21 protein-coding genes and 1 tRNA gene are annotated in these 24,134 nt (G+C 59.9%); 11 read left to right on the top strand and 11 right to left on the bottom strand.

Features of this window, described 5'->3' with window-relative positions; all coding sequences use genetic code 11:
• The first annotated feature begins 1 nt into the window (after position 1).
• Positions 2 to 1,588: an exodeoxyribonuclease VII large subunit gene (xseA, locus tag AC1DNI_RS05215; RefSeq protein ID WP_477691069.1), complete on the top strand. Its 1,587-nt coding sequence runs from the start codon at positions 2 to 4 to the stop codon at positions 1,586 to 1,588.
• Here the strand turns inward: xseA and AC1DNI_RS05210 are convergent, their stop codons facing one another.
• Genes AC1DNI_RS05210 through AC1DNI_RS05200 form a run of 3 tightly spaced genes read right to left on the bottom strand, consistent with a single transcriptional unit; the run spans position 1,589 to position 4,735 of the window.
• Positions 1,589 to 2,686 carry an ABC transporter substrate-binding protein gene (locus AC1DNI_RS05210; RefSeq protein ID WP_477691068.1) on the bottom strand — a complete coding sequence of 366 codons (1,098 nt, stop codon included), beginning with the start codon at positions 2,684 to 2,686 and terminating at the stop codon, positions 1,589 to 1,591. It abuts the gene before it with no gap.
• On the bottom strand, positions 2,683 to 4,068 hold the full coding sequence (locus AC1DNI_RS05205; RefSeq protein ID WP_477691067.1) for a sensor histidine kinase: 1,386 nt from the start codon (positions 4,066 to 4,068) through the stop codon (positions 2,683 to 2,685). Before AC1DNI_RS05205 ends, AC1DNI_RS05210 begins: the two co-directional genes overlap by 4 nt.
• Positions 4,058 to 4,735 (bottom strand): response regulator transcription factor, encoded by a 678-nt coding sequence (locus AC1DNI_RS05200; protein ID WP_027230246.1) that lies wholly within the window; start codon positions 4,733 to 4,735, stop codon positions 4,058 to 4,060. The genes AC1DNI_RS05205 and AC1DNI_RS05200 overlap by 11 nt, the downstream gene beginning before the upstream one ends.
• Before the next feature lie 195 nt (positions 4,736 to 4,930).
• Here AC1DNI_RS05200 and AC1DNI_RS05195 point away from each other — a divergent pair, with 195 nt between their 5' ends.
• The 3 genes from AC1DNI_RS05195 (at position 4,931) to AC1DNI_RS05185 (ending at position 6,600) form a co-directional block, all read left to right on the top strand.
• Positions 4,931 to 5,227, top strand: coding sequence for a hypothetical protein (locus AC1DNI_RS05195; protein WP_477691066.1), 297 nt, complete (start codon positions 4,931 to 4,933; stop codon positions 5,225 to 5,227).
• Positions 5,228 to 5,305: 78 nt separating this feature from the next.
• Entirely contained in the window at positions 5,306 to 5,908 is a 603-nt protein-coding gene (locus tag AC1DNI_RS05190) for a hypothetical protein (RefSeq protein ID WP_477691065.1), read from the top strand.
• A complete protein-coding gene (locus AC1DNI_RS05185; RefSeq protein WP_477691064.1) occupies positions 5,905 to 6,600 on the top strand; it encodes a hypothetical protein in 696 nt (231 codons plus the stop codon). The genes AC1DNI_RS05190 and AC1DNI_RS05185 overlap by 4 nt, the downstream gene beginning before the upstream one ends.
• Positions 6,601 to 6,636: 36 nt before the next feature.
• Here the strand turns inward: AC1DNI_RS05185 and AC1DNI_RS05180 are convergent.
• Positions 6,637 to 6,713, bottom strand: a tRNA-His gene (locus AC1DNI_RS05180).
• A gap of 222 nt (positions 6,714 to 6,935) precedes the next feature.
• The gene (locus tag AC1DNI_RS05175) at positions 6,936 to 7,391 is read right to left on the bottom strand and encodes a phasin (RefSeq protein WP_027230249.1); all 456 of its coding nucleotides are present in this window, start codon (positions 7,389 to 7,391) and stop codon (positions 6,936 to 6,938) included.
• 303 nt (positions 7,392 to 7,694) lie between these two features.
• Here AC1DNI_RS05175 and AC1DNI_RS05170 point away from each other — a divergent pair, with 303 nt between their 5' ends.
• The 3 genes from AC1DNI_RS05170 (at position 7,695) to AC1DNI_RS05160 (ending at position 13,396) form a co-directional block, all read left to right on the top strand.
• Positions 7,695 to 10,826, top strand: coding sequence for a PAS domain-containing sensor histidine kinase (locus AC1DNI_RS05170; RefSeq protein WP_477691063.1), 3,132 nt, complete (start codon positions 7,695 to 7,697; stop codon positions 10,824 to 10,826).
• Positions 10,827 to 11,132: 306 nt separating this feature from the next.
• Entirely contained in the window at positions 11,133 to 13,019 is a 1,887-nt protein-coding gene (locus tag AC1DNI_RS05165) for an AsmA family protein (protein ID WP_477691062.1), read from the top strand.
• Positions 13,020 to 13,033: 14 nt separating this feature from the next.
• Entirely contained in the window at positions 13,034 to 13,396 is a 363-nt protein-coding gene (locus AC1DNI_RS05160; protein ID WP_477691061.1) for a VOC family protein, read from the top strand.
• Positions 13,397 to 13,414: 18 nt separating this feature from the next.
• On the opposite strand, the gene AC1DNI_RS05155 is transcribed toward AC1DNI_RS05160, so the two are convergent.
• From AC1DNI_RS05155 to AC1DNI_RS05130, 6 genes are all read right to left on the bottom strand, one after another.
• On the bottom strand, positions 13,415 to 14,233 hold the full coding sequence (locus AC1DNI_RS05155; RefSeq protein WP_027230253.1) for an ABC transporter permease: 819 nt from the start codon (positions 14,231 to 14,233) through the stop codon (positions 13,415 to 13,417).
• Positions 14,234 to 14,243: 10 nt separating this feature from the next.
• Positions 14,244 to 15,155, bottom strand: coding sequence for an ABC transporter permease subunit (locus AC1DNI_RS05150; protein ID WP_091919682.1), 912 nt, complete (start codon positions 15,153 to 15,155; stop codon positions 14,244 to 14,246).
• 14 nt (positions 15,156 to 15,169) lie between these two features.
• Positions 15,170 to 16,315 (bottom strand): ABC transporter ATP-binding protein, encoded by a 1,146-nt coding sequence (locus AC1DNI_RS05145; protein WP_027230255.1) that lies wholly within the window; start codon positions 16,313 to 16,315, stop codon positions 15,170 to 15,172.
• Positions 16,316 to 16,379: 64 nt separating this feature from the next.
• Positions 16,380 to 17,471 carry a polyamine ABC transporter substrate-binding protein gene (locus tag AC1DNI_RS05140; protein WP_477691060.1) on the bottom strand — a complete coding sequence of 364 codons (1,092 nt, stop codon included), beginning with the start codon at positions 17,469 to 17,471 and terminating at the stop codon, positions 16,380 to 16,382.
• 167 nt (positions 17,472 to 17,638) lie between these two features.
• Complete coding sequence (locus AC1DNI_RS05135) at positions 17,639 to 18,553, bottom strand: DMT family transporter (protein WP_477691484.1); 915 nt, start codon at positions 18,551 to 18,553, stop codon at positions 17,639 to 17,641.
• A 101-nt stretch (positions 18,554 to 18,654) separates the two neighbouring features.
• Complete coding sequence (locus AC1DNI_RS05130) at positions 18,655 to 20,097, bottom strand: helix-turn-helix domain-containing protein (RefSeq protein ID WP_477691059.1); 1,443 nt, start codon at positions 20,095 to 20,097, stop codon at positions 18,655 to 18,657.
• A gap of 260 nt (positions 20,098 to 20,357) precedes the next feature.
• On the opposite strand from AC1DNI_RS05130, the gene aceA reads away from it, so the two are divergent.
• From aceA to AC1DNI_RS05110, 4 genes are all read left to right on the top strand, one after another.
• The gene (aceA, locus tag AC1DNI_RS05125) at positions 20,358 to 21,647 is read left to right on the top strand and encodes an isocitrate lyase (protein WP_477691058.1); all 1,290 of its coding nucleotides are present in this window, start codon (positions 20,358 to 20,360) and stop codon (positions 21,645 to 21,647) included.
• A gap of 90 nt (positions 21,648 to 21,737) precedes the next feature.
• Positions 21,738 to 21,971, top strand: a complete 234-nt coding sequence (locus tag AC1DNI_RS05120) for an SMc00767 family acetate metabolism repressor (RefSeq protein ID WP_477691057.1) — start codon at positions 21,738 to 21,740, stop codon at positions 21,969 to 21,971.
• A gap of 250 nt (positions 21,972 to 22,221) precedes the next feature.
• On the top strand, positions 22,222 to 22,506 hold the full coding sequence (locus tag AC1DNI_RS05115) for a GIY-YIG nuclease family protein (protein ID WP_091919688.1): 285 nt from the start codon (positions 22,222 to 22,224) through the stop codon (positions 22,504 to 22,506).
• Positions 22,507 to 22,681: 175 nt separating this feature from the next.
• Entirely contained in the window at positions 22,682 to 24,115 is a 1,434-nt protein-coding gene (locus tag AC1DNI_RS05110; protein ID WP_027230262.1) for a glutamine synthetase family protein, read from the top strand.
• Positions 24,116 to 24,134: the final 19 nt, after the last annotated feature.

The following is a 24,134-nucleotide window of genomic DNA, read 5'->3' as shown; positions in this document are numbered from 1 at the left end:
CATGAGCGAAGTGCCCGAATCTGCCACCAATGCCGCCGAATATACCGTCTCGGAAATATCCGGCGCGCTCAAGCGCACCGTTGAAGATGCTTTCGGCCATGTGCGCGTGCGCGGGGAGATTTCCGGCTATCGCGGACCGCATTCGTCCGGCCATGCCTATTTTTCGCTGAAGGACGACAAGGCCCGTATCGAGGCGGTGATCTGGCGCAGTTCCATGAACCGCCTTCGCTTCCGGCCGGAAGAAGGCATGGAAGTCATCGCCACCGGCAAACTGACCACTTATCCGGGCTCATCCAAATACCAGATCGTCATCGAGCAGATGGAGCCAGCGGGTGCCGGCGCGCTGATGGCGCTTCTCGAAGAGCGCAAGCGCAGGCTCGGCGCAGAAGGCCTGTTCGATGCTTCGGCGAAGCGGCCCCTCCCCTTCATGCCGCGCATCATCGGCGTCGTTACTTCACCGACGGGCGCCGTCATTCGCGATATCATCCACCGGATAACCGACCGTTTCCCATTGCACGTCCTGGTCTGGCCGGTCCGCGTGCAGGGCGAGACCTCCGGCGTGGAAGTTGCCAATGCGATCAATGGCTTCAACGGGTTGGACGGCGGTGCTCTGCCTCGCCCTGATGTGCTTATCGTCGCGCGCGGCGGCGGCAGCCTCGAAGACCTCTGGGGGTTCAACGATGAAGCGGTGGTGCGTGCCGTCGCGGCCTCGCGCATTCCGGTCATTTCGGCGGTCGGGCACGAAACCGACTGGACGCTGATCGACCTTGCCGCGGATGTGCGGGCGCCGACACCGACAGGCGCGGCGGAGATGGCCGTGCCGGTAAAGGCAGACCTTGCGGCGCACATCGCCATGATGGGTGCGCGGCTCGCCTCAAGCATGTCGCGCTATTTGAACCGCCGCCGCGAAACGCAGCGCGCCCTTTCGCGGGCGTTGCCGTCGGCGGATCAATTGCTGGCTTTGCCGCGACGGCACTTCGACGAGACCGCCGCGCGTCTTTCCCGCGCGCTACAGGCGAATACCCAGGGGAAACGCGCTCATTTCGACGGGCGGGCCCGGCAATTGTCACCGCGCCTGCTCCAACACAGGTTGCGCGAAAAGCGGCGCGAGACCGGCATACTTGCTGTTCGTTTGCCGCGTGCGCTCGATGTCTTCGTGCGCGATCTTCGGGCGCTCTATCACCGCCGGACGGGCCGCCTTTCGATCGAAGCGACCGGGCGCCGGACGGAGCGCGGACGCCAGCATCTGCAGCAATTGGACCGGCGGCTTGGTCAATCGATCGATCTTCGGCTCGACCGCGCCAACCGGAAAAGCTTTGAACTCGAACGGCTGATGCGCACGCTATCGCATGCAAGCGTGTTGGAACGCGGCTTTGCGATTGTGCTCGACCCCGCAGGCGCTCCGATAAAGCGGGCACAGGACATTGCCGGCGGCGATGACCTCACGCTACGGTTTCAGGACGGCGACGTGCAGGCCGTCGCGACGGAGGCAAGCGAGCGCCCGGCCAAGTCAAAACCCGAACGTCCTGCCCCTGCCCCGGCCAAGAAGCCGCCAGTGCCAAGCGGCTCGCAGGGCTCGCTTTTCTGATTATTCCCGCGTCCAGTCAGGACTATTGAGCTCGATCAGTGATCGTGACCAATCGTCGATAAATTGCTGGCGCTGGGCGCGATCCTGCACCGCAAGCAGTGCCGGGCCGATGCGGATCGGCTGGGCGATGCCGGACTCCTTCATATTCTGCGGCCCGTCGACATCGGGCGGCAGCCCACCGGTTTCGGTAAAATAGAAGGCGTTGCTGCGCGCGATTGCCTGCCCCCGTTCGGAAAGCAAGAAATCGAGGAATTGTGCGCCGAGTTCGGCTTGCTTGGCGGCTTTCGGGATGAGCGCGCCACGGCTGAGAACCAGCGTATAATCGCGCGGCACGACGATGCGCAGTTGCGGATGGCGCAGCGCCGCCTCATAGGCATAGGACCCCAGCATGTTGTAGCCGATATAGAGATTGCCCTTGGCGACTTCCTCGATGATTTCACCGGTGCAGCAACGCGCCACCGCCGCAGCACGCGCCATGCTCTCGAGCAGCCGGCCAAAAACGGTGGTCGTCTGGCGCGCATCGTTGAAAGCAAGAAGATAGCCGATACCCGACAAGCGAATATCATAGGTGCCGACGCGCCCGCGATAGTAGTCGAGGCGTTCGCGCAAAAGGTCCGCGAGTTCGACGTGGGTGCGCGGCACTTCATTGGCTGGAACCAAACGGTTGTTGTAGACGAAAACAGCCGGTTCATAGGTAAAGCCGAATACCTCGTCGCGCCAATTGGCCCATTCGGCGACCCTTGCCGTTTCCGGGGATCGGTGAGCCGTCGCGCAGCCGTCATTGGCAAGCTTTACCAATTGATCCACGGAGGAAGACAGGAGCAGATCACCAAGCGGCTCGCCCTTGCGGCAGGCCTCGCTCGCAAGCGAATTCAGTTCGTTGGTCAGATATTCGATATAGTTGATGGTGATGCCCGGCGACGATTTCTGAAAATCCTCGATCAATGGTTTCATCGCCACGAGATCGGTGGTCGAATAGATCGTCAAACGGCCTGTCTCAACACCGCTCGCCGGAAACACCGTCTTGTCGTCGTCCGCAGCTTTCGCGAGCGAGACGCTGAAGGCGACGACGAGGCTTGCGAGGATTATCCGGATCATGATGTACCACCCTTCAAAAGCGGAAGCGCAAGTATCACCGTAAATCCCCTTTCGTCGCGCGCGCGGAAGCTCAATGTACCGCCGTGGGCCTTGGCAACTTCCAGTGCTATGGCAAAGCCGAGCCCCGAACTTCCTTCGTGTGACTTGGACGTAGCAAAGCGCTGCGTGGCCCTTTCCCAGCCTTCCGGGGGAATGCCCGGCCCGTCATCCTCGACCTCGACGAAAGCCTCGGCATCGTTTGCGCGAACGCGCACTTCCAGACGGTGTTTGGCCCCGTGCCGCAAGGCGTTGTCAATGACATTGACGATCGCTTCGCGCAGGCTCACCGCGTCGCCAAGGACAAATGGACGCTCGTCGGGGGCTTCGAAGGAGATGACGATATCCGGATCGACGGTGATCGGGATGGCGGCGCGATAGGCGCGCCGCGCCACATCAACCAGGCTGATCGGCTCAAGTTGTACAGAATCCGCCCGGTGAATGACCATGGCGTGGCTCAGCAACTGATTGGTAAGGCGTGCCAGTTCCCCCGCGCGCTCCTGCACGCGTTCGTAATGCTGACGCCCGGCCTTGTCGAGTTTGTCGCCGCCAAGGAGGTCGATCTGCGCCGAAAGTGCTGTCAGCGGGGTGCGGATCTGATGTGCGGCATCAGCGATGAAGCGCTGCAAGAGATCGACACGCTCATTAAGGCGACCCATGAAGTGATTGATCGACCCGACGAAAGGATCAAGTTCACGCGGAACATCGACCGTAACGGGTGTCAAATCATGCGGATCGCGCCGCCGCACCGCCGTGCCGAGATGTTCGACGGGCTGCAGCGCATAACGAATTGCCAGCATCGCGCCGACGAAGGCGAGGAGGCTCATGACGAGCACGAGAATGGTCGCGCGGAGCGTCAATTCCCGCGTCAGCGCCGAGCGGGCCTCGTTTGTCTGCGCAACAATGACAAAAGCCTCGCCTGACACAGCGGGGTCCGCAAGGACGCGCTTGGCACTGGCAATGCGGACGGGCTCGCCCTTGTAGAACCCCTCTTGCGCGTTCGATACGTCGTCGATGCGATCGAGCGGAACCGGGCTTTCGAGGTCGTCATAACCGGTCAGCGTCTCACCATGCGTATTGATGACGCGGTAGAAAATCCGGTCGCGTTCGGCAAGGCCGAGAAGCTCGAAAGCCGAGGTCGGCAGGCGCACCGTCAATATTCCGTCCTCGACAGCAAGACTCTCGGACATCTGCAGCGCGGCACCGACGAGCAGGCGATCGTAGGCCTTGTTGGCGGCCGTTTCCGCATAGTACCAGGCGGCAGTCACGAGCAAGGCTGCGCCGATGCCGAGGACGACGGAAATACGGCGGGCGAGACGGGCAAAAAGCGACGGTTCACGGCGCATCGTCGGAGACCAGTTGATAGCCGAGGCCGCGCACAGTCACAATGCGCGCCTTTGCGCCCTCAAGCTTCTTGCGCAACCGTCCGATATAGAGCTCGATTGCATTGGCATTGGCAGCTTCATCGAACCCGAAAATCTGATCGAGCAACTCATCCTTGCTGAAAACGCGGCCAGGACGCGCCACGAGCACTTCCAGCAAGGTCAGCTCGCGGCGTTTGAGTTGAACTTCGCGCTTGCCCACATGGACGGAGCGCGCGGCCCGATCGACGGCGATATCGCCACATTTGATGAGATTGGTCGCCTCCCCGCCGGTGCGCCGCCGCATAAGAACGCGCGCACGCGCTTCGAGCTCGCGAAAATCGAAAGGCTTGACCAGATAGTCATCGGCGCCGAGATCAAGCGCACCAACGCGATCGTCGATTTCGGAGCGGGCGGTCAGGACAAGGACCGGCACCGCATTGCCGGACTTGCGGATATGCTTGAGGATCTCGAAGCCGTTCATACCGGGCAGCATCACGTCGAGGATAACCAGCGCATAGTCGGTGAAGTCGATGATCTCGGCTGCGTCGCGCCCATTGGTTTCCCAATCGACCGCATGGCCGGTCGCCTCAAAACGCTTGCAGATGGCTTCCCCCACATCGCGCGTGTCTTCTACGAGCAATATACGCATGGCGCTTTCATTGGCACGAAACACGAGTGCCAGCAAACATTATGACGAAGCGGTGAACTGTCCCATCGGTGTAGCCCGATAGAGCAACATGCATTCCCGAAATTGCGGTCCATAATGACGGGGCTCGGATGCTGCTTCTGCTGGAGGTCTTGAGGGACAGGCTTTCACCGGATCATCCGTCAACTGGAGGGGATCATGGGAAAGACATCCGACGAACATTCACGTCAATCACATCTGTCGCGCCGCGTATTGATCATCGCCGGCGCAATCCTCGCATGTACCTATGCCGTCGAGATCACTGCCGCTAAAGGCGGAGGCGGTGGCGGTGGCGGAGGTGGTGGTGGGGGCGGCGGCGGAGGCGGCGGCAAAGGCGGCGGCGGTGGCTCTGGAGGCGGAAAAGGCGGCAGCGGCGGAAACAGTGGCAAGGGACGTGGCCACGACGGCGACCCATGCACGACCGGCCAAGGTAGCACGCCCTCCGGTTCGTGCTGACTGCACGCATGAAGCGTCACACGCTCGCAGGTTTTGACAATTAAGTTTGCCACGTGTTTCCGCGAAGGGTCCGAAGATTTGGACAAACTGAACGAGAAAATACTGGAAGTCATCGCGGCAACAGCCCCGCTTGTGTTGGCCTACTTCGCGGGCATCGCTTATTTATCGGCCTACCTCGCAAAATTTTCGATCTCGGTGCACGAGGTCGATCTGCCGATTCCAATCGTGCTTTCTTATTCCTTCAACGTGTTTTCCAATCCGGTTTTTCTCCTTGCATCGATCGGACTGGCGATTGTGGCGCTGCTCGCACTAAGTGATGCCAAACTAAAGTCCGTGGTCGCCACGCGAAGCGGTCTCGCAGTCATAATGATCATCGGGGTTTTCGTGGCGGGATTGCTGATCAACAAGATCGCACAGGTTGCGGCGGATCAGCGTAGCGAGAAGGTCTTGAGTGGAGACACCGCGTGGGTAAGCTTCAAGGCGCCCTTCTCCAAATATGAATTTGAAATGTCAGCGAGTACCGCGCTTCGCTTTGAACGATGCAAAACGGGGCTGCTGCACATCCTTACGACAGACAAATACACCTATGCCGTATGCCGGGCGACGCCCACGGAGGGCTTGCTTCTGGTCCAATCGAACGACGGGACTGGTTTTTTGCCATTAAGGGAGTTCAAGCGATGAAGACCGTACTCCTTGCGATCTCGACATTCGCTTTCCTTGGTACGAGCGCCTTGGCGCAGGACAACATCGCGGGCAAGGATTGGGAGACATTTTTCTCCACCTATAAAGCCGGGACCTTTGCTGCCATAGGAAAACGCAAGTTCGGCGTTCATACCGAGGGCAACCTCGAACGCGGCTACTACTTCGAAACCAGCGCGACCACCGTGCAATTTTTCATCTGCCCGTCCGGGCCGTCGATACCGTTGGAGGTCACCAAGATTGCGCCCGAACCCACGGACGAATGTTCCGTTCCGGGCCGGCCGATACCACCCATATCGATCGGCCTCGCGGCCAAGTGGACATACGATGCCGATAAATCCGGATTCATTGTGACCAGCGCCAACCAGCCATCGGTCCTTACGTTCCCTTGCAAGGACACCTCGTCCAAAATGCTGGCTGCCGTCAAACTGGCTCAATCCAAGGATTACGGCGTCGTTGCCGACGCCAATGATGACTATTCCAAGCTTGTGGCGAAATATTTGAACTTCGATCTGAAGAACTTGGCGGCGGATGAAACCGGGGCCGCTCCTTCAGAAACCGACTGCGCGCAAGCCGGTGATTTCTGGACTTATCCAATCGGCGAAACGGTTCAGAACGCGCAACGCAAGACCTTGGCGGTCACGAAAATCGAACCGACTTTTGGCGACAAGTGAGCCAGATTTCTCGGCAAAAATGATTTTGAAGGGGAATGGTACGGTCGGGTGGGCTCGAACCACCGACCTCAGGAGCCACAATCCTGCGCTCTAACCAACTGAGCTACGACCGCGTACCGTCATGATTTTTGACAGGCGTCACATACGGAGGATTGACGCTTTTTGCAAGCGCTCGATGCAACAAAGGCAAAAACTCACAGAAAAAAGAAAAGGCCGGAGATTAATCCGGCCTTTTCCATCAATGCGAGACCCCGAGGGAGGGAGGGACCGGGTCTCGCGTCTCCGATGGCTGGGAGGAGGAGTGCCAACGGAGCTTTTTGATTGTCAGTCGCCTGTTAGGCGACCTTGACGTCCTTGAAGGCCTTCTCGACAGCCGACTTGACCGGCGCTGCGATTTCTTCAGCGGCCTTGGTGGCGACAGCCTGGAATTCCTTGGCCTGGCCGGTAAAGGCTTCTGCCTGCTTGCGAACGAATGCGCTCTGCAGTTCGATCACTTCACCAAAGGACTTCACGCCGATCAGCGCTTCGATATGAGCGAAGCTGGCTTCGGTGTTGGCGCGCAGGGCAGCCAGTGCCTTCAGCGAAAGAGCAGCAGTGTTCGACTGTGCAGTTTCGAAAGTGGATTCGAGGGTCTTCTGAGCAGCTTCGGCCTGATCCTTGATCTTGGCATAAGCTTCCTTGGACTGGGCAACGCCCTTCTCGGTGAATTCGCGAACCTGGTCGGTTACAGCGGTGGCATCGAAAGCAGGGATCGAGAACGCATCAGCAGTCTGTTTGGTGGTCTTGCTCATTACAGTGGATCCTTCCTTGTGCAGATGGTTCTTCCGTCTGCATCTGATTTGATGACTCCGATATAATCCATTTTTTTGTGCGTTGCAACATTTCTTTTGCAGCGCACAATTAAATGCCTGTTTTCTCAATCGAAATTATTATGTGGATGGCTGCCCGGCCCGGCCCGAAGTTAACTAAACCAAGAGAAAGGCATGTAAGATAAGGGGCTGCGAGTGGACGGGCGGCGGCCGCACCATTATTAACAAAGTATTAAGACGGCCGCATGAATGCGATCGTTCGCTCTGGGAGTAGCTGGTCGGCACATGGCGTTTGGTACCTATCCTTTCATCGACATTGCAGTTCTCGACGATATTCGCGAGCACTTTGCCAATGGCGATGCGCTGGTGGTCGTCGCGCCTGACCTCGGCTCGATCATCTGGGCGAATGGTCCCGGGGCTGCGATGCTGGGATATGGCTCCATCGACGACATCCTCGGCAGCGATCAGGTTTTTGACGTGCGCACACGGCGCCAGTTGATGGCGCTCGAAGGTTTTCCGGCGATCGGCCATGGCCGTATCGTTTCCCTGCGCGTCGCGCATGGTCTCGCCAGCCGCATCCTCACATTTCAGGCAAGCGACATCGCCCTGCCGCGCGGGGAACGCGCCATTCTGTTGACCATCAACGATGGCGATCGCAAAGGTTCGGATCAACAGGCTGCTGCCCAGGCGATCCAGGGCTTCGGCGACCAGACGACCCACGCCGCCATACTCGACGCCGCCGGCAAGGTCATGGCCGCCTCGGAGCATTTCGTGAGGCTTGGCCTCGGTGAACGCGTACTCGGCGATCTGGTGCGTGATGTGCGCCACGAACGCAATCGTCTCGTGAAGCGTCCCGTCAAGACCGCGAGCGGTGTCGTTCCGACCGGAATTGCGCGGCTGACAGACAGCCCTGCCCTGCACCTGCTTTTTGCCGTCGAGGCGGAGGCTGCTTCGATCGATGAGGAAGAACCGGCCGGGCAACGCCAACCCGTGGAGCAAAAGTCGCTGCCCCTGAACGAGGCTGGCCCGGTTGCAGCAACCAAGCCGGCCGGGCCGGCGCCCGATCAGCCGCAAACAGACGCTTCCGGTGCCGCACGCGATGAGGATCCAGTCGATTCCGACAAGGCGGAACACTTCCGCTATGCACCTTCCGATGCGCCGGTGCGTTTCGTGTGGAAGGTCGACGCCGATGCGCGCTTCAATGAGATTTCGCCCGAACTCGCAAGGGCCGTCGGCCCTGCCTCTGCCGCCATCGTCGGCCGGTCGTTCCGCGAGGTTGCCTCCGACTACGCCTTTGCCGAGAGCGAGGAGATCGCGTCATTGCTCGAACGCCGCGACACCTGGTCCGGCCGTACCGTATTCTGGCCGATCGAGGGAACGGACCTGCGCGCGCCGATCGAGCTCGCGGCACTTCCGATCTATTCGCGCGATCGAACCTTCATGGGTTTTCGCGGGTTTGGAGTCGCCCGGATGAGCGAAACCGAAGCGGACCCGAGAGCAACGGGCGTTGCACTCGGCAATCGCGCCGGTCCGGCGGAAACGCAAGCCGTCGACGTCTCTCCCGCTGAGGATTTCGGCCCTGAGACTCCCGTGCTCGATATTGCGCCGACCGCAGGCGATAATGTCATTGCCTTGATTACGCAGCGCCCGCCCCGCAATGAGGGCCGCCTCAACGATGCGGAACGCAACGCGTTCCGGGAGATCGCCGAGCGGCTGCGCCGCGAGGTACTGGCTGAATCGCCCCGGCCGAAGGACGAAACCCACGGACCAGCCGCTCCAGTCGATGTGCCACCTCGGCAGACCGAATCCTTCGCCGCCGCCGACATGGTGCCCGATGCCGAACTCGTCGGGCCGGAATTTGCCATCTCGTCGCGCGGGGATGATGCCGTCGAGGTTGCGGGGCATGGCGGTACATTTGCCGGGCGGATCAGCGAACAGGCTCGCAAGGGTGTCGATACGTCCATCCTGGCAGCCCTGCCCCTGCCGGTTCTCATCCACCGCAACGGGCAAATCCTCTACGCCAATCCGGCGCTTCTCGATGCGCTGGCCTACGGGACGCTGGAGGCGATCAATGACGCCGGCGGCCTTGGCGCACTCTTTGCCGATGTGCCTCGGGAAGCTGACGATGGCGACGAGGCGGGTACATCCCTGCACCGAAGCGACGGTACGATCTTACGCGTTGCGGCGCACCTTCAGGCCGTGCGCTGGGACGACGACGGCGAGCGCGCACTTCTCCTTGCGCTCTCGCCGCAACCGGCCGCTGCGCCGGGCGTCATCGGCGAGGAAGAGCGGCTCGAACTTCAGACTCGCATCGATGAACTCGATGCCATTCTCGACACTGCCACCGATGGCGTGGTCCTGCTCGACGCGGCGGGTTCGATTCGCTCGATCAACCATTCGGCGGCGGCGCTTTTCGGCTATGAGCCCGAGGATGTGTCGGGGAAACCCTTCTCGCTGCTCTTTGCGATCGAGAGCCAGCGCGCCGCCATGGATTATCTGAACAGCCTCTCGGAGAACGGCGTCGCCAGCCTCCTCAATGACGGCCGCGAGGTTATCGGCCGCGAAAGCCAGGGCCGGTTCATTCCGCTGTTCATGACCATCGGCAAGCTCGATGTCTCAAAGGGCTATTGCGCGGTGCTGCGTGACATCACCCATTGGAAGCGGGCAGAAGAAGAGCTGGTTAGCGCCAGACGCGAAGCCGAGCGCACGTCGAGCCAGAAGAGCGAGTTCCTTGCCCGCATCAGCCATGAAATCCGCACGCCGCTCAACGCGATCATCGGCTTTTCAGAGCTGATGGCCGACGAAAAATTCGGGCCCATCGGCAGCGAGCGCTACCGCGATTACCTGAAGGATATCAGCCGGTCGGGCAACCATGTGCTCTCGCTTGTCAACGATCTCCTCGATATTTCCAAGATCGAGGCCGGGGCTGTCGAGATGGACTTCGAGGCCGTCTCGCTCAACGATGCACTGACCGAAGCTGTCGCCATCATGCAGCCCCAGGCAAACCGCGAGCGCGTCATCATCCGCTCGAGCCTGACGTCGCGCCTTCCTGATATCGTGGCCGACCATCGGTCCATCACGCAGATCGCACTCAACCTCTTGTCGAACGCCGTCCGTTTTACCGGACCCGGGGGACAAGTCATCGTTTCGACGAGCTATGAGGCCAGCGGAGACGTACTGCTGCGGGTTCGCGACACTGGCATCGGCATGACGCGCCAGGAGGTCGAGCAGGCGCTGCGGCCATACAAGCAGATTACCACGCCGCGCCACGCGCGCACCGACGGTACCGGGCTCGGCCTGCCATTGACCAAGGCCATGGCCGAAGCAAACCGCGCCAATTTCAGCATCGAGTCGACGCCCGGGCGCGGCACGATGGTCGAGATCACCTTCCCCTCGACACGCGTGCTCGCCGAATAACGCCGGGCCGGGTCCTTTGTCGGCCTTTTGCGGCAACGAAGCGTACGGCAGGTGACTCTTTGATCCTTAACCTCTCCGCCGTCACGCCGGTAATGCCCCGAGGATAACGGCAGTTGGGGGGATGGCGGCGGTGAGGAGCGGGTACGCGGCACTTAAGTCCGGTAACGCACGCAATTATTACAATATGCAACAATTTGACGCGGAAATGCCTGTACCGGCTTGAATTGCCATGCATGATCGCTAAACCGTCGTTAAGCATAAAGTTTTGCGCGGCCAACACACGCAAAGGCAAATTCGGAAACGCTCATGTCCTGGTATAGGCCAAGGAACCTTCTCGCAACGGTTGTGGTGATGGCTCTCGTTGCCGGCGGCGTTCTCGTTGCCCTGCCCTATCTGGTGAGCACGGAGCTGATCCGGGCGCGCCTCATCCAGGAAATCAGCAACTGGACCGGCTACAGCGTCGAGTCCCGCCAGTCGCCGCAAATCGCGTTCTTCCCGGTCTTCAGCGCCTCGCTAGGCGATATCACGATACGCAATCCATGGCAGCGTGGCGGCGCCGCCTTTATGGAGGCCGAGCGCATCGAAGTCGACCTTTCGCTGGTTTCGGCATTGATGGGGAATATCGAATTCACCGAAACCAAAATCGTGCGGCCGCGCTTTGTCATCGATGAGCCGATAAAGAGCCTTTCCGAAATTGGTGAAGCGCTGGCGAAAAGCGACGGGCGCATCGGCGACGTCGTGCGCGAGGCACGTTCCGCCGTTGAGGCGAACCCGTCCAAGCCGGATATGAGCACGGTCTCGTCGCAACCATTCGGCCGCGTGCGTCTCGAAGATGCAAGAGTTACCTTCAAGCGGCCGATCAACGGCGTCGAGGAAGAGATATCGAGCATCAGCGGCGTATTCGACTGGCCCCAGACATCCGGCGTCGCAAGCTTCCGCGGCACGGCCATCTGGCACGACGAGGAAACCGAGATCGACAGTTCCGCTACCAAGGCCCTGTTGCTTTTGGCCGGGGGCACCAGCCCGCTGCAGATGAACCTCAGTTCGACACCGTTGACACTCTCCTTCAACGGTTCGGCCAACATATCGAAGGACCAGTTCTTCGAGGGCACTCTGTCGCTGACCTCGCCTTCGCTGCGCCGAACGCTGGAATGGTCGAGAATGGTGTCTATCCCCGGCGCGCCGGTAGGCAGTTTCGCACTCGACGCATCCGTCTCGGGTTCCGCGTCGCGCATGAAGCTCGACGGCCTGACGGCGACGCTGAACGACAATCCGGCCAAGGGTGTCATCGAGGTCGTGCTTGACGATGGCACGCCGAGTGTCACAGGGACGCTTGCGTTCGAGACTCTCGACCTGCGCTCCGTCTTTTCCGGTTTCATGCCTCTGCCGGACAGCCCGGAAAATTCCAACGCCGTGATCGACACGGCCTTTCTTAAAAAACTCAATCTCGATCTGCGCCTCTCCACGCAGAAGGCGACGCTTGGATCAGTCAACCTCGCCAAGGTTGCCGCAACCGCCCAAATTCGCAACGGCCGGGCAATATTCGACATTGGCGAGGCATCTGCCTTTGACGGTTCGGTGGCGGCAAGCTTCCAGCTTGCCGATGAAGGCGATGGCGCGACGCTCGGCGAACTGCGCCTCAATGGGACCGACGTCAACAGCGCTTCCATCGCCTCGCTGCTCAGCCTCGGCGATCGGTTCGAACTCGGCAAAGGGACGATTTCGCTGGTGCTGAAGGGGCCGATTTCGCGCTGGTCATCGGCGCTCGCCAATGCCAAGGGAACATTGAGCATGCGCTTTGGCGCCGGCCAAATCCGCAGCCTTGACTTCAACAGCCTGCTCGGCAAGGCCAAGACCGACCGCTTTTTCAGCCTCAACGAACAGACCAATGCCTGGCTGGCATTTGACCGGCTCGAGATCAAGGCCAATATCATGGATGGGGTCGCCGCCATCGACACAGCCCAGATACAGAACAAATCCGGCACCTTGAACTTTGCCGGGATCGTGACTCTGGCCGGCAAGAGCCTTGCGCTGACCGGCGACTACGCCGCGCCAATACCCGCGCCGAAGGCAGCGGAAGTAACCGAGCAGCCAACGCCGGCGGCGGAGCCCGCCGTCAACCATACGCGCTTCTTCATCGGTGGATCGTGGGACAATCCCTTTATTTCGCCGATCATCTCGCCGCAGAACTGACTGGATATTGAATAATGCGCATCATCGGTATGGACCATGTTCAATTGGCAATGCCGGTCAACGGTGAAGCGGCCGCACGGGCCTTCTATGATGGGCTCCTTGGCCTGCGTGAGGTCGCAAAGCCCGCACAGCTCATTGCGCGCGGCGGGTGCTGGTTCCAAGCCGGAACGGTCAAGGTCCATCTCGGTGTAGACCCGAACTTCATCCCGGCAGGCAAGGCACATCCGGCCTTCGTGGTCGATGATCTGGTATTGCTGCAGCAGAAACTGGAAGCCGCGGGCATTGGGGTTACCGAGGAAGCGCCGCTGGATGGTATTGAACGTCGCTTCGTCCACGATCCATTCGGGAATCGCATTGAGCTAATGCAGTATCGATAGAGCTATGGCTTAAACGTTCTAGTTCCTGGCGGCCGCCTGCTCGTCGCGCGCCCGCTGCACTTCGCGCTGCTTGTTGGCAATCGACGCGATGATGACGCCGACGGTCACAATGGCGATGAGGATGGTGCAGGCGGCGTTGATCTCGGGCGTCACACCGAGGCGAACCTGCGAATAGATGCGCATCGGCAGCGTCGTTGCGCCCGGCCCCGATGTGAAGCTTGATATGACGAGGTCATCGAGTGAAAGGGTGAATGCCAACATCCAGCCGGACACGACGGCAGGCAGGATGACCGGCAGCGTCACCTTGAAGAAGGTCGTCACCGGTGTCGCCCCAAGGTCCATCGCGGCTTCCTCGAGCGAACGGTCGAAGGTGACAAGGCGCGACTGCACGACGACCGCGACGAAGCACATGGAAAAGGTGATATGGGCAAGCGTGATCGTCCAGATACCGCGGTCCATGCCAACGGCGACGAAGAGCAGCAGCATGGAAAGGCCGGTGATGACTTCAGGCATGACCAGCGGCGCATAGATCATTGCGGAAAACAGCAGGCGTCCGCGAAACCGCGTGTACCGGGTCATTGCGAGAGCGCCGAGCGTCCCGAGAATCGTGGCGACGGTCGCCGAAAACAGACCGACGCGGATCGTCACCCATGCTGCGTCAATGAAGCTCTGGTTGTGAAAAAGCGAGACGTACCATTTGACAGAAAAGCCGGCCCAGACCGTGACGAGGCGCGATTCATTGAAGGAGTAAATGACCAGGAGGACGATAGGCAAATAGAGGAAAGCGAAGCCGACGACCAACGAAGCGATGTTGAAGCGGGACCAGGTCGTGTTCATTTCATGTGCCTCATTTCTCGCTTTCCTGGGCTCGCGCTTCGGCGCGCTGGAAGAGCACGATTGGAACGACGAGCAGCAACAGCAATATGACCGCGACGGCTGAAGAGACAGGCCAGTCGCGGTTGGAGAAGAACTCGTTCCACAGCGTCTTGCCGATCATGAGCGTCTGCGAACCGCCGAGAAGGTCGGGAATGACGAACTCGCCCACGGCTGGAATGAAGACCAGGAAGCATCCGGCAATGACGCCGGGAAGCGATAGCGGGAAGGTGATCTTCCAGAACGCGGCAATCGGCGGGCAGCCAAGATCTTCGGCCGCTTCAACCAGCGAATAGTCCATCTTCTCCAGCGCCGAGTAGATCGGCAGGACGAGGAACGGCAGGTAGGAATAGACGATGCCGATGAAGACGGCGGTGTTGGTGTTGAGAATGTTCAGCGGCGTGTCGATGACATGCGCCCACATCAGGAACTGGTTGAGCAGGCCCTCGGGCTTGAGAATGCCGATCCAGGCATAGACGCGGATGAGGAAGCTCGTCCAGAACGGCAGGATGACCAGCATCAGCAGCGTCGGCCTTACCGTGGCGGGCGCGCGCGCCATTCCGTAGGCGATGGGGTAGCCGACGAGCAGTGTGAGGACGGTCGAAACGCCGGCGATGAAGAGGCTGGAGAGATACGCCCTATAATAGAGTGGGTCCTGCGTCAGCCAGATATAGTTATCCCAGGAGAACTTCGAAACGCTGTCCTTGAAAGCTGTCCAACCGGCAGAAAGGTCGAATACTGGCGAATAAGGCGGAATCGCCATCGCAACTTCCGACAGGGAAATCTTGAAGACGATAAAGAACGGAACAAGGAAGAAAACCAGCAGCCAGATATACGGGACGACAATAACGAGCCGGCTCGCGATCGACGATATCAGTCTTTGCATGACATCGCCCCTTCTCACGCAGTGAGCACGATACCCGCATCGGTATCGAAATTGATCCACACCTTGTCATCGTACCCGAACGGGTCTTCGACCGTCCGCATCGCATTGAGGCTTGCCGCCTTGATGATGCGCCCGCTGTCGAGCTTCACGTGGAAAACCGTCATGTCGCCGAAATAGGCGATATCCCACATTTCGCCGTAGGCAGAGTTGAACGTGGCGTCGGCAGGCTGCTTACGGCTTATACGGATTTTCTCCGGCCGGATCGCAAATCCAACCGGCTGCCCAACCGAGCAAGTCTTGGTCGCATCGGTGCGAATGAGCATGTTGTCCGGCGCGACGGCAATTTCGATCTTTCCGTTTGCCACGTTCTCGGTCATGCCTTCGAACATGTTCACATTGCCGATAAAATCCGCGACGAATTTCGAATTCGGCGCCTCGTATACCTCGGCTGGCGTCGCTACCTGCATGACCTTGCCCTTGTCCATGACCGCAATGCGGTCGGCCATGGTCATCGCCTCTTCCTGATCGTGCGTGACGACCACGAATGTCAGGCCGAGCTTCATCTGCAGGTCCATCAGTTCGAACTGGGTTTCCTCGCGCAGTTTCTTGTCGAGCGCACCGAGCGGCTCGTCGAGCAACAGGACTTTCGGGCGCTTGGCGACGGCACGCGCAAGGGCAACGCGCTGGCGCTGACCACCCGATAGTTGGTGCGGCTTGCGCTTGACGAACCGCTCGAGTTTGACGAGCTTGATCATCTCCGCGACGCGCGTGTCGATATCGGCCTTGTTCATGCCGTCCTGCTTCAGGCCGAAGGCGATATTCGCTTCCACCGTCATATGCGGGAAAAGCGCGTAGGACTGGAACATCATATTGACGGGCCGCTTGTAGGGCGGGATGCCGCGCATGTCCTGGCCGTCGAGAAGAATGCGGCCGGCGGTCGGCTCCTCGAATCCGGCGAGCATGCGCAGCAACGTGGATTTGCCGCAACCGGAAGCCCCCAGAAGGGCGAAGAATTCCCGGTTGTAGATATTGAGGGACAGGTCATCGACAGCGGTGAAATCGGCAAACTTCTTTGTGACGTTCTCGATGGCGATGAAAGGCTTGGCCTCTGGATCGTTCCAAGGTGCGAATTTACGGCGAAAGCTTCCCAGTGATTTCATGTCCTGCCCCGGTCTCTAATCATAACGTGAAAAACCCCGGCGGGGATGCCGGGGTTTTTTGGAGTTACTGGCCTGTGACCACTTTCGTCCACAAGCGCGTGACGATCCGCTGGGTCTTGGTATCGTAGGGTGTGACAGTGAAGAGTTTCTTCAAGGTCGCTTCGTCCGGATAGACCTCCGGATTTTCGAACACGGCCTTGTCCATCAGCGCCTGAGAAGCCTTGTTGCCGTTGGCATAGGAAACGTAGTTGGAGGCCTTGGCGGCGACTTCGGGCTTGAGCATGTAATTGATGAATTCGTGAGCCTCAGCGACGTGCGGCGCATCGGCCGGGACCGCCATCAGGTCGAACCACATCTGCGCACCCTGCGACGGGATCGTATAGGCAACGTTTACGCCGGCCTTGGCCTCGTCAGCGCGAGTCTTCGCCTGCAGGATGTCGCCGGAATAACCCAGCGCAAGGCAGATATCGCCATTGGCGAGCGCATTGATGTATTCCGAAGAGTGGAACTTGCGCACATATGGACGGATGGTTTCAAGCAGGGCGCCGGCCTTTGCAAGTTCATCCGGGTCCTTGCTGTCGGGATTGAGCCCGAGATAGTTGAGAGCGGATGGCATGACGTCGGAAGCAGAGTCGAGGATGTGAATGCCGCAATCCTTGAACTTGGCCGCAAGTTCAGGTTTGAACAGGACGTCCCAGGTCGGTTTCTCATCGGAGCCGAGGATTTCCTTCATCTTGTCGGCATTGTAGCCGATGCCGGTCGTGCCCCACATATAGTCGACGGAGTACTCGTTGCCGGGATCATAGGTGGAGATGCGCTGGGTGATCTCGTCCCAGGTGTTGGAAAGGTTGGGCAGTTTCGACTTGTCGAGCTTCTGGAAGACGCCAGCTGCTATCTGGCGCTGCAGGAAGTTGGCGGTCGGCACCACGACGTCGTAGCCAGTTCCACCGGCGAGGAGCTTCGTTTCAAGAATCTCGTTGGAGTCGAACGTGTCATAGACGACCTTGATACCGGTCTCCTTGGTGAATTCCTCAAGGATCGTGGGATCGATATAGTCCGACCAATTATAGACGTTGACGACGCGGTCTGCGGCCAATGCCGAACTCGCAAGGCCGAGCGCGAGTGTCGCCGTCAACAGTACAGTTTTCATTCCCATTTAGGTCTCCATGCTGCCGGCACGCCATTCCCGCGGCGCGCCGTGTTCCCTTGCTGGACCTACCTTTTTAGATTGCAACTGCTTCGTCAACCGTGTTGCGAAGACTTCGCTGCTTAATTTTGCGCGAGCGTGATTTTTGTGCACGCGCCTGGCATCGGCGCGACGCGTCAGGCTGTCCGGAGATGGCGCTGGCGGCGGTATTCCCAGCCGAGATGCAGGAGCAGCGCCACGAGAATAATCGTGCCGCCGATGATGGTGCGCGGTGAAGGCACTTCATTATGGAGGAGCCAGACCCACACCGGACCAAGGACTGGTTCGAGCGTTCCGATCAGCGCGGCCAGCGCCGACGGGATGAGGCGCGCACCGCTGACGAAGAGTGCGAGCCCGAGGCCAAGATTGATGGCGCCAAGTGCGAAAAGCAGTCCGAAATCGTGGGCGCTGACACGAAACCCGCCTGCCATGGTCGAAGCCACACTTGCAGCGATGACGACGCCGAGGAAAACGGCGGGCGTCATGCGCAGGTGCGCCTTACGCCGGGTGATCACTGTCGCCGTGGCGAAGGATATGGCGATCAGCAACGCCAGCATGTCGCCGATGGGCGAAACTTCGCCGTCGAGCGAATCCGACACCATGATGGCCACCCCGGCAATGACGGTGCCGATGGCGATCCAGGTTGCAACGCTCACGCGTTCGCGAAACAGCACCCAGGAGATCAGCGCGGCGAACAGAGGAACGCCAGCTTGCAGCAGGAGCACATTGGCAACAGTCGTATAGGAGAGCGCGATGATGAAGCACGACGAGGCGATGGCAAAGCATATGGCGACGCCCACCCCGGCCAAACCCATGTGCCGGAAAAGCCGCAACGTGCCGCGTGGACCGTCGCGCACCAGCATGAAGCACAGGAGAAACAGCGCCGCAAACACTGATCGCCAGAAAACAACCGTCCAATTGTCGGACACATCGAGGAACCGCGCAAAAGCGCCGCCGGTGCTCCAGGCGATCGCCGAGCCTGCAACGAGCAAACAGCCGATCGCGGTCTCTGCCGAACTCTTGACGGGATCGGGACCAACGACGGGAGGCATAGGAATTGCAGTGGCGCTCATGCGCGGAGAATGCCTAAGCTTTGCGCGCGGTCAAGCTACCAGAGCGACCAGCTATTATCGGTTTTGCGCCATCGCCACATTCATTGAAAATCATATGCGCTCAGACCCGTCACCATCTCGTCGAGGCCGAGCGGCCGCGTCACCGGCGGTTCGGCGCGCGAGAGGCACGCTACCCGCTCGCACAGCCGGCATGCGGGGCCAACCTGCGTCATGCCGATGAACTTGCCAAGCGGAGCAGCACTGATGCTGCGATTGCCGAGTGCGCTGCCATAGACCGTATCATCGGCAAACGCGATATCGCAGCCAACGAGAATCGCTGTGCGGCGTGGACGCTCGTTGAAAGCGCCTTGCGGACCCTCCAGCGTGCGGGCAATCGTCAGGAACTCCGCGCCGCCCGGCATCTCGACCGCCTCGACAAGGATTTGGCCGGGCTGGGCGAAGGCGGAATGCACCGGAAGTTTCGGGCAATCCCCGCCGAAGCGCGATTGCGGAAAGCCCTGCGACCCGGCCCGGCGGAAACGATTGCCCGCATGGTCGACTTCAAGCATGAAGAAGCCGATGCCGTTTTGGTTCTGCAGCGTCGTCAAGCGGTTGGCCGCATGTTCGAACGACACGTTGAAACGCGAGCGCAGGACGTCGATATCATAACGCGCCCGGGTCGCGGCCGCCTGGAAGAGCTGGTATGGCATCATCAGCGCATGGGCTGCATAGCGCCCGAGCTCGAAGCGCGCGATGCGCTTGGCCTCGTCCGAGGAGAGTTTCAGTTCCTGGATTTCCGCCGCGATCACCACTTGCATGCGCATAAGCACCGCTTCCATCGCCACTTCGCGCAGCTGGTCGAAGGGAGATAGCCGTTCGGAAATGAACAGGCGCTGCGAGTGGCGGTCATAGCGGCGGCGCCAGTTAGGCATGGTTGCGACCGGAAGCACGCGCACGGAAATGCCATGCTCGCTCTTCAGCCAGCCTTTCAATGCGGCAAGCAGTTCGTCGCCGGGTTTGATGAGGCTGACAAAACTGTCGACCTCGCCTTCAATGCGCGGGAAATGGTTGGCGCGCCGCTCCAGAACTTCGCGCACCTCGTTTAGCGGAAGGCGCGTCGCCGAAAGCGACGGCGCGCGGCCGTCCTGAGCTAAAAGATCGGAGAGGTCGGAAAGCCGCTCCATCTGCTCCTTATAGGCGCGGTAGAGTTTGATGATTCCGGCAGCAGCATTGGGCGCCGCGTCGCTGATCTCGATCAGCTCCTGGTCGCCGGGCAATTCCCCGTTGAGCAGTGAATCGGAAAAGACCTCCTTCAGCGCCGCCATGGAGGAACCGGTCTCCGTCTGCAGCGTGTCGAGTTCAATCTTGTAGGTCGCCGAAAGCTTCAGCAGCAGCTGCACAGTCAGCGGTCGCTGATTGCGCTCGATCAGGTTAAGATAGGATGGCGATATGCCGAGCGCCTCGGCCATGGACGTCTGCGTCAGGCCGCGCTCGTTGCGGATGCGACGGATACGCGGCCCCGCAAAGATTTTTCCCTCACCCATTGAGGCACCCCCGGCTTGGTGTATTTGCAGAGTGAGCGTTGTGCATACCGCCTCGTTGACAATAATTTACATCGGCAAGCCTATTACAAGATTTACAAGTTTACAACCGGTGACTGTCAAACTCGCCACAGCCTAACTCGAAATGGTGCCCAAATATTGCGATATTTCTGGATCGTACCGCGCTGCAATGTAAATTTAGTCACATCAACGCAGCGCAAACGCATCAGGCTGTGGGACGCAAACTCTTTGTGGAGACAAGAATGACCGATTTTTACAACCTCGTACCAAACGCTCCGGAGGGCCGCTATGATGGTATCGAACGCCCCTATACGCCTGACGATGTCTTGCGCCTGCGAGGCTCGGTTCAGATCAAACATACTCTTGCTGAAAACGGCGCCAACATGCTCTGGAAGCTCATCCACGAAGAAGGTTTCGTCAATGCGCTGGGCGCTCTCTCGGGCAATCAGGCAATGCAGATGGTTCGCGCAGGCCTCAAGGCAATTTATCTTTCCGGATGGCAGGTTGCCGCCGATGCAAACACTGCTTCAGCCATGTACCCAGACCAGTCGCTCTATCCGGCCAATGCAGCGCCGGAACTGGCCAAGCGCATAAACAAGACGCTGCAGCGCGCCGACCAGATCGAGACGGCGGAGGGCAAGGGTCTTTCGGTGGAGACCTGGTTTGCTCCGATCGTCGCTGACGCAGAGGCCGGCTTCGGCGGTCCGCTCAATGCCTTTGAGATCATGAAGGCGTTCATCGAGGCCGGTGCTGCCGGCGTCCACTACGAGGATCAGCTCGCTTCGGAAAAGAAGTGCGGTCATCTCGGCGGCAAGGTGCTGATCCCGACGGCGGCGCATATCCGCAATCTCAATGCCGCGCGGCTTGCCGCCGACGTCATGGGGACGCCGACGCTCGTCATCGCCCGCACCGATGCGGAAGCCGCGAAGCTTCTGACATCCGATATCGACGAGCGTGATCGTCCGTTCGTGGATTATGATGCGGGGCGGACGGCGGAAGGCTTCTATCAGGTCAAGAATGGCATTGAACCCTGTATCGCCCGGGCGATCGCCTATGCACCGCATGCCGATCTCATCTGGTGCGAGACGTCGAAGCCAGACCTTGAACAGGCAAGGCGCTTTGCCGAAGGCGTGCGCAAGGAGCATCCGGACAAGCTTCTTGCCTATAATTGCTCGCCTTCCTTCAACTGGAAGAAGCATCTCGACGAGGCAACGATCGCAAAGTTCCAGCGGGAACTCGGCGCCATGGGCTACAAGTTCCAGTTCATCACGCTCGCTGGCTTCCACCAGCTCAATTTCGGCATGTTCGAACTCGCCCGTGGCTACAAGGACCGGCAGATGTCGGCCTATTCGGAATTGCAGGAAGCGGAATTTGCCGCGGAGGCCAATGGCTACACCGCCACAAAGCACCAGCGCGAGGTCGGCACCGGCTATTTCGACGCGGTCTCGATGGCAATTACCGGCGGCCAGTCCTCGACGACGGCCATGAAGGAATCGACCGAGACGGCTCAGTTCCGTCCGGCTGCGGAGTAACAACCGACGAGGCGGCCTGGCCCATATATGCTGCCTCGCCCATCCGGCGATCACAAGACCGCCGCTGCAACGCCAAACAAGGAGAAAATCATGGCACCGCAGACACGCGTAAAGGAACGGGCCGAGGAGCAATCATCGGCCATGAATGCAGACCAGCAGGCTGTCATTCGCATTGTCGCAAACGACCTGCACCGCCTCAACCAGTCAGTGATGAAGGCGGTCGATGCCGGCGTATCAGTGGAACTCGTCCGCTCGGCCCGCCATCACGGCGGCGACGGCAACTGGGGCGATCTTCTGATCCCGGTCGTGGTCACGCGCCAATAACTGCAGCCGTGGCCTTCTCGGGCTTCGGTCTGGAGCCCGCACGGCGCAAAGACCGCCCGCAAGCGATTGCGGGCGGTTTTTAGTTTTTCCGCCTTGCAGCGTGAGAGCGAAAGGGTGGATCGTAGGATCAAGGGCCAGGATGACGGCGAGGGTGGTGCGAGGACGACGAGAGGCTCCTTCTTCGACCTTCGTTCAATTTACACGTCCACGGCGAGTAGCCAGACTCAGGGTCGAAACCTCGGGGTCCAGAATGAGCGGCTACGTTTACATCGTCACCAATTCCAGAAGGGGCACGCTCTATATTGGCGTGACGGCGGACCTACCCGGCCGTGTCTATCAACACAGAGAGGGCCTGACGCCGGGATTTGCATGGAAGTACGGCTGCAAGCGGCTTGTCTGGTACGAACAGCATGAACTCATCGTCGATGCCATCCAGAGGGAGAAATCGATGAAGAGGTGGTACCGGGAATGGAAGATACGCTTGATCGAAGGCTTGAACCCGCAGTGGGATGATCTCTACCACACGCTGCGATAACCAGCGCGAACCTATTCATCTGCCATCGCGCCAGTTTCGCACCCCGCCCGCCACCGGTCGTGTGGCGTTCCTTCTATGGCCAGACCCGACCCTCCACAAATATATCCGGGGCCTGCCTCCCATCGGCAAGTATTTTGCTCTATCATTTTGGCATCGAAACGAAATCTGGTGATTGATGCCTTCCGAAACCCCTGAGAAGAAGCCCGCGCGGACAACAACACGGCGGCGAACGCCAGCCTATGTCAAATCCAAGCGCGGGGTGAAAAACTGGCGCGAAGCTTCAGAATGGCTGGCCTGGCGGGATATCGAAGACATCGAATGCATTACCCCGGACCAGGCAGGCGTCGCCCGCGGCAAGATGATGCCGTCGAAGAAATTCACCTCCAATACCTCGCTCGCCCTGCCCTCCGCCGTGTTCATGGCGACGATCTCCGGCTCCTATCCCGAAGACGGCCACGGTTTTTCCTATCCGGAGGACGACGGCGATCTCAAGCTGATGCCGGACCTTTCGACCCTTTCCGAGGTTCCCTGGGAAAGCGATCCGACGGCGCAGGTCATATGCGATCTCGTCAACAAGGAGGGTGAGGCCGTCGAGTTCACGCCGCGCAACGTCCTCAAGCGCGTCATGGCCGCCTATAGCAAGAAAGGCCTGAAGCCGGTCGTCGCCCCGGAAATCGAATTCTACCTCGTCCGCAAGAACCCCGATCCCGACTACCCGCTGACCCCGCCGGTCGGCCGCTCCGGCCGCGCCATCGGCGGCGGCCAGGGCTATTCGATCGCCGGCGTCAACGAGTTCGACGAGCTCATCGACGATATCTACCACTTCTCCGAAGGCCAGGGCCTCGAGATTGACACGCTGATCCACGAAGAAGGCGCGGCGCAGCTCGAAATCAACCTGCGCCACGGCGATCCCGTGGAGCTTGCCGACCAGGTGTTCATGTTCAAGCGCACCATCCGCGAGGCCGCGCTCAAGCACGACATGTACGCGACCTTCATGGCCAAGCCGATCCAGGGCCAGCCGGGCTCGGCCATGCATATCCACCAGTCGATTATCGACAAGAAGACGGGCCGCAATGTCTTCACCAATCCGGATGGCACCGAAAGCGAAGCGTTCCGGCATTTCATCGGCGGCATGCAAAAGCATGTGCCGGCATCGCTTGTCATGTTCGCGCCTTATGTGAATTCCTACCGGCGTCTTACGCCGGCCGCCTCGGCTCCCGTCAACGTCAAATGGGGTTATGACAACCGTACGACCGCGTTTCGCGTGCCGCGCTCCGATCCCTCGGCGCGCCGCGTCGAGAACCGCATCCCCTCATCCGATGCCAACCCCTATCTCGCGCTTGCGGCGTCGCTCGCTTGCGGTCTGATCGGCATGAACAACAGGCTCGAGCCCGACGCACCGGCCTCGACCACGGTCAATGACAGCCTGATCGAACTGCCGCGCGGTCTCATCGAAGCGACAATCCTGTTCGAGCAGGACAAGGACCTGATCGGCATGCTTGGCGAAGCCTTCGTCATAACCTACGCCGCCATAAAGCGCGCCGAGTTCGAGACCTTCATGGAGGTGATCAGCCCGTGGGAGCGCGAATATTTGCTGCTCAACGTTTGACACGAAAATTGCCTTACGA

The organism is Phyllobacterium sp. 01N428, from assembly GCF_056399405.1.
This window is presented reverse-complemented; position numbering and strand designations above follow the sequence as displayed.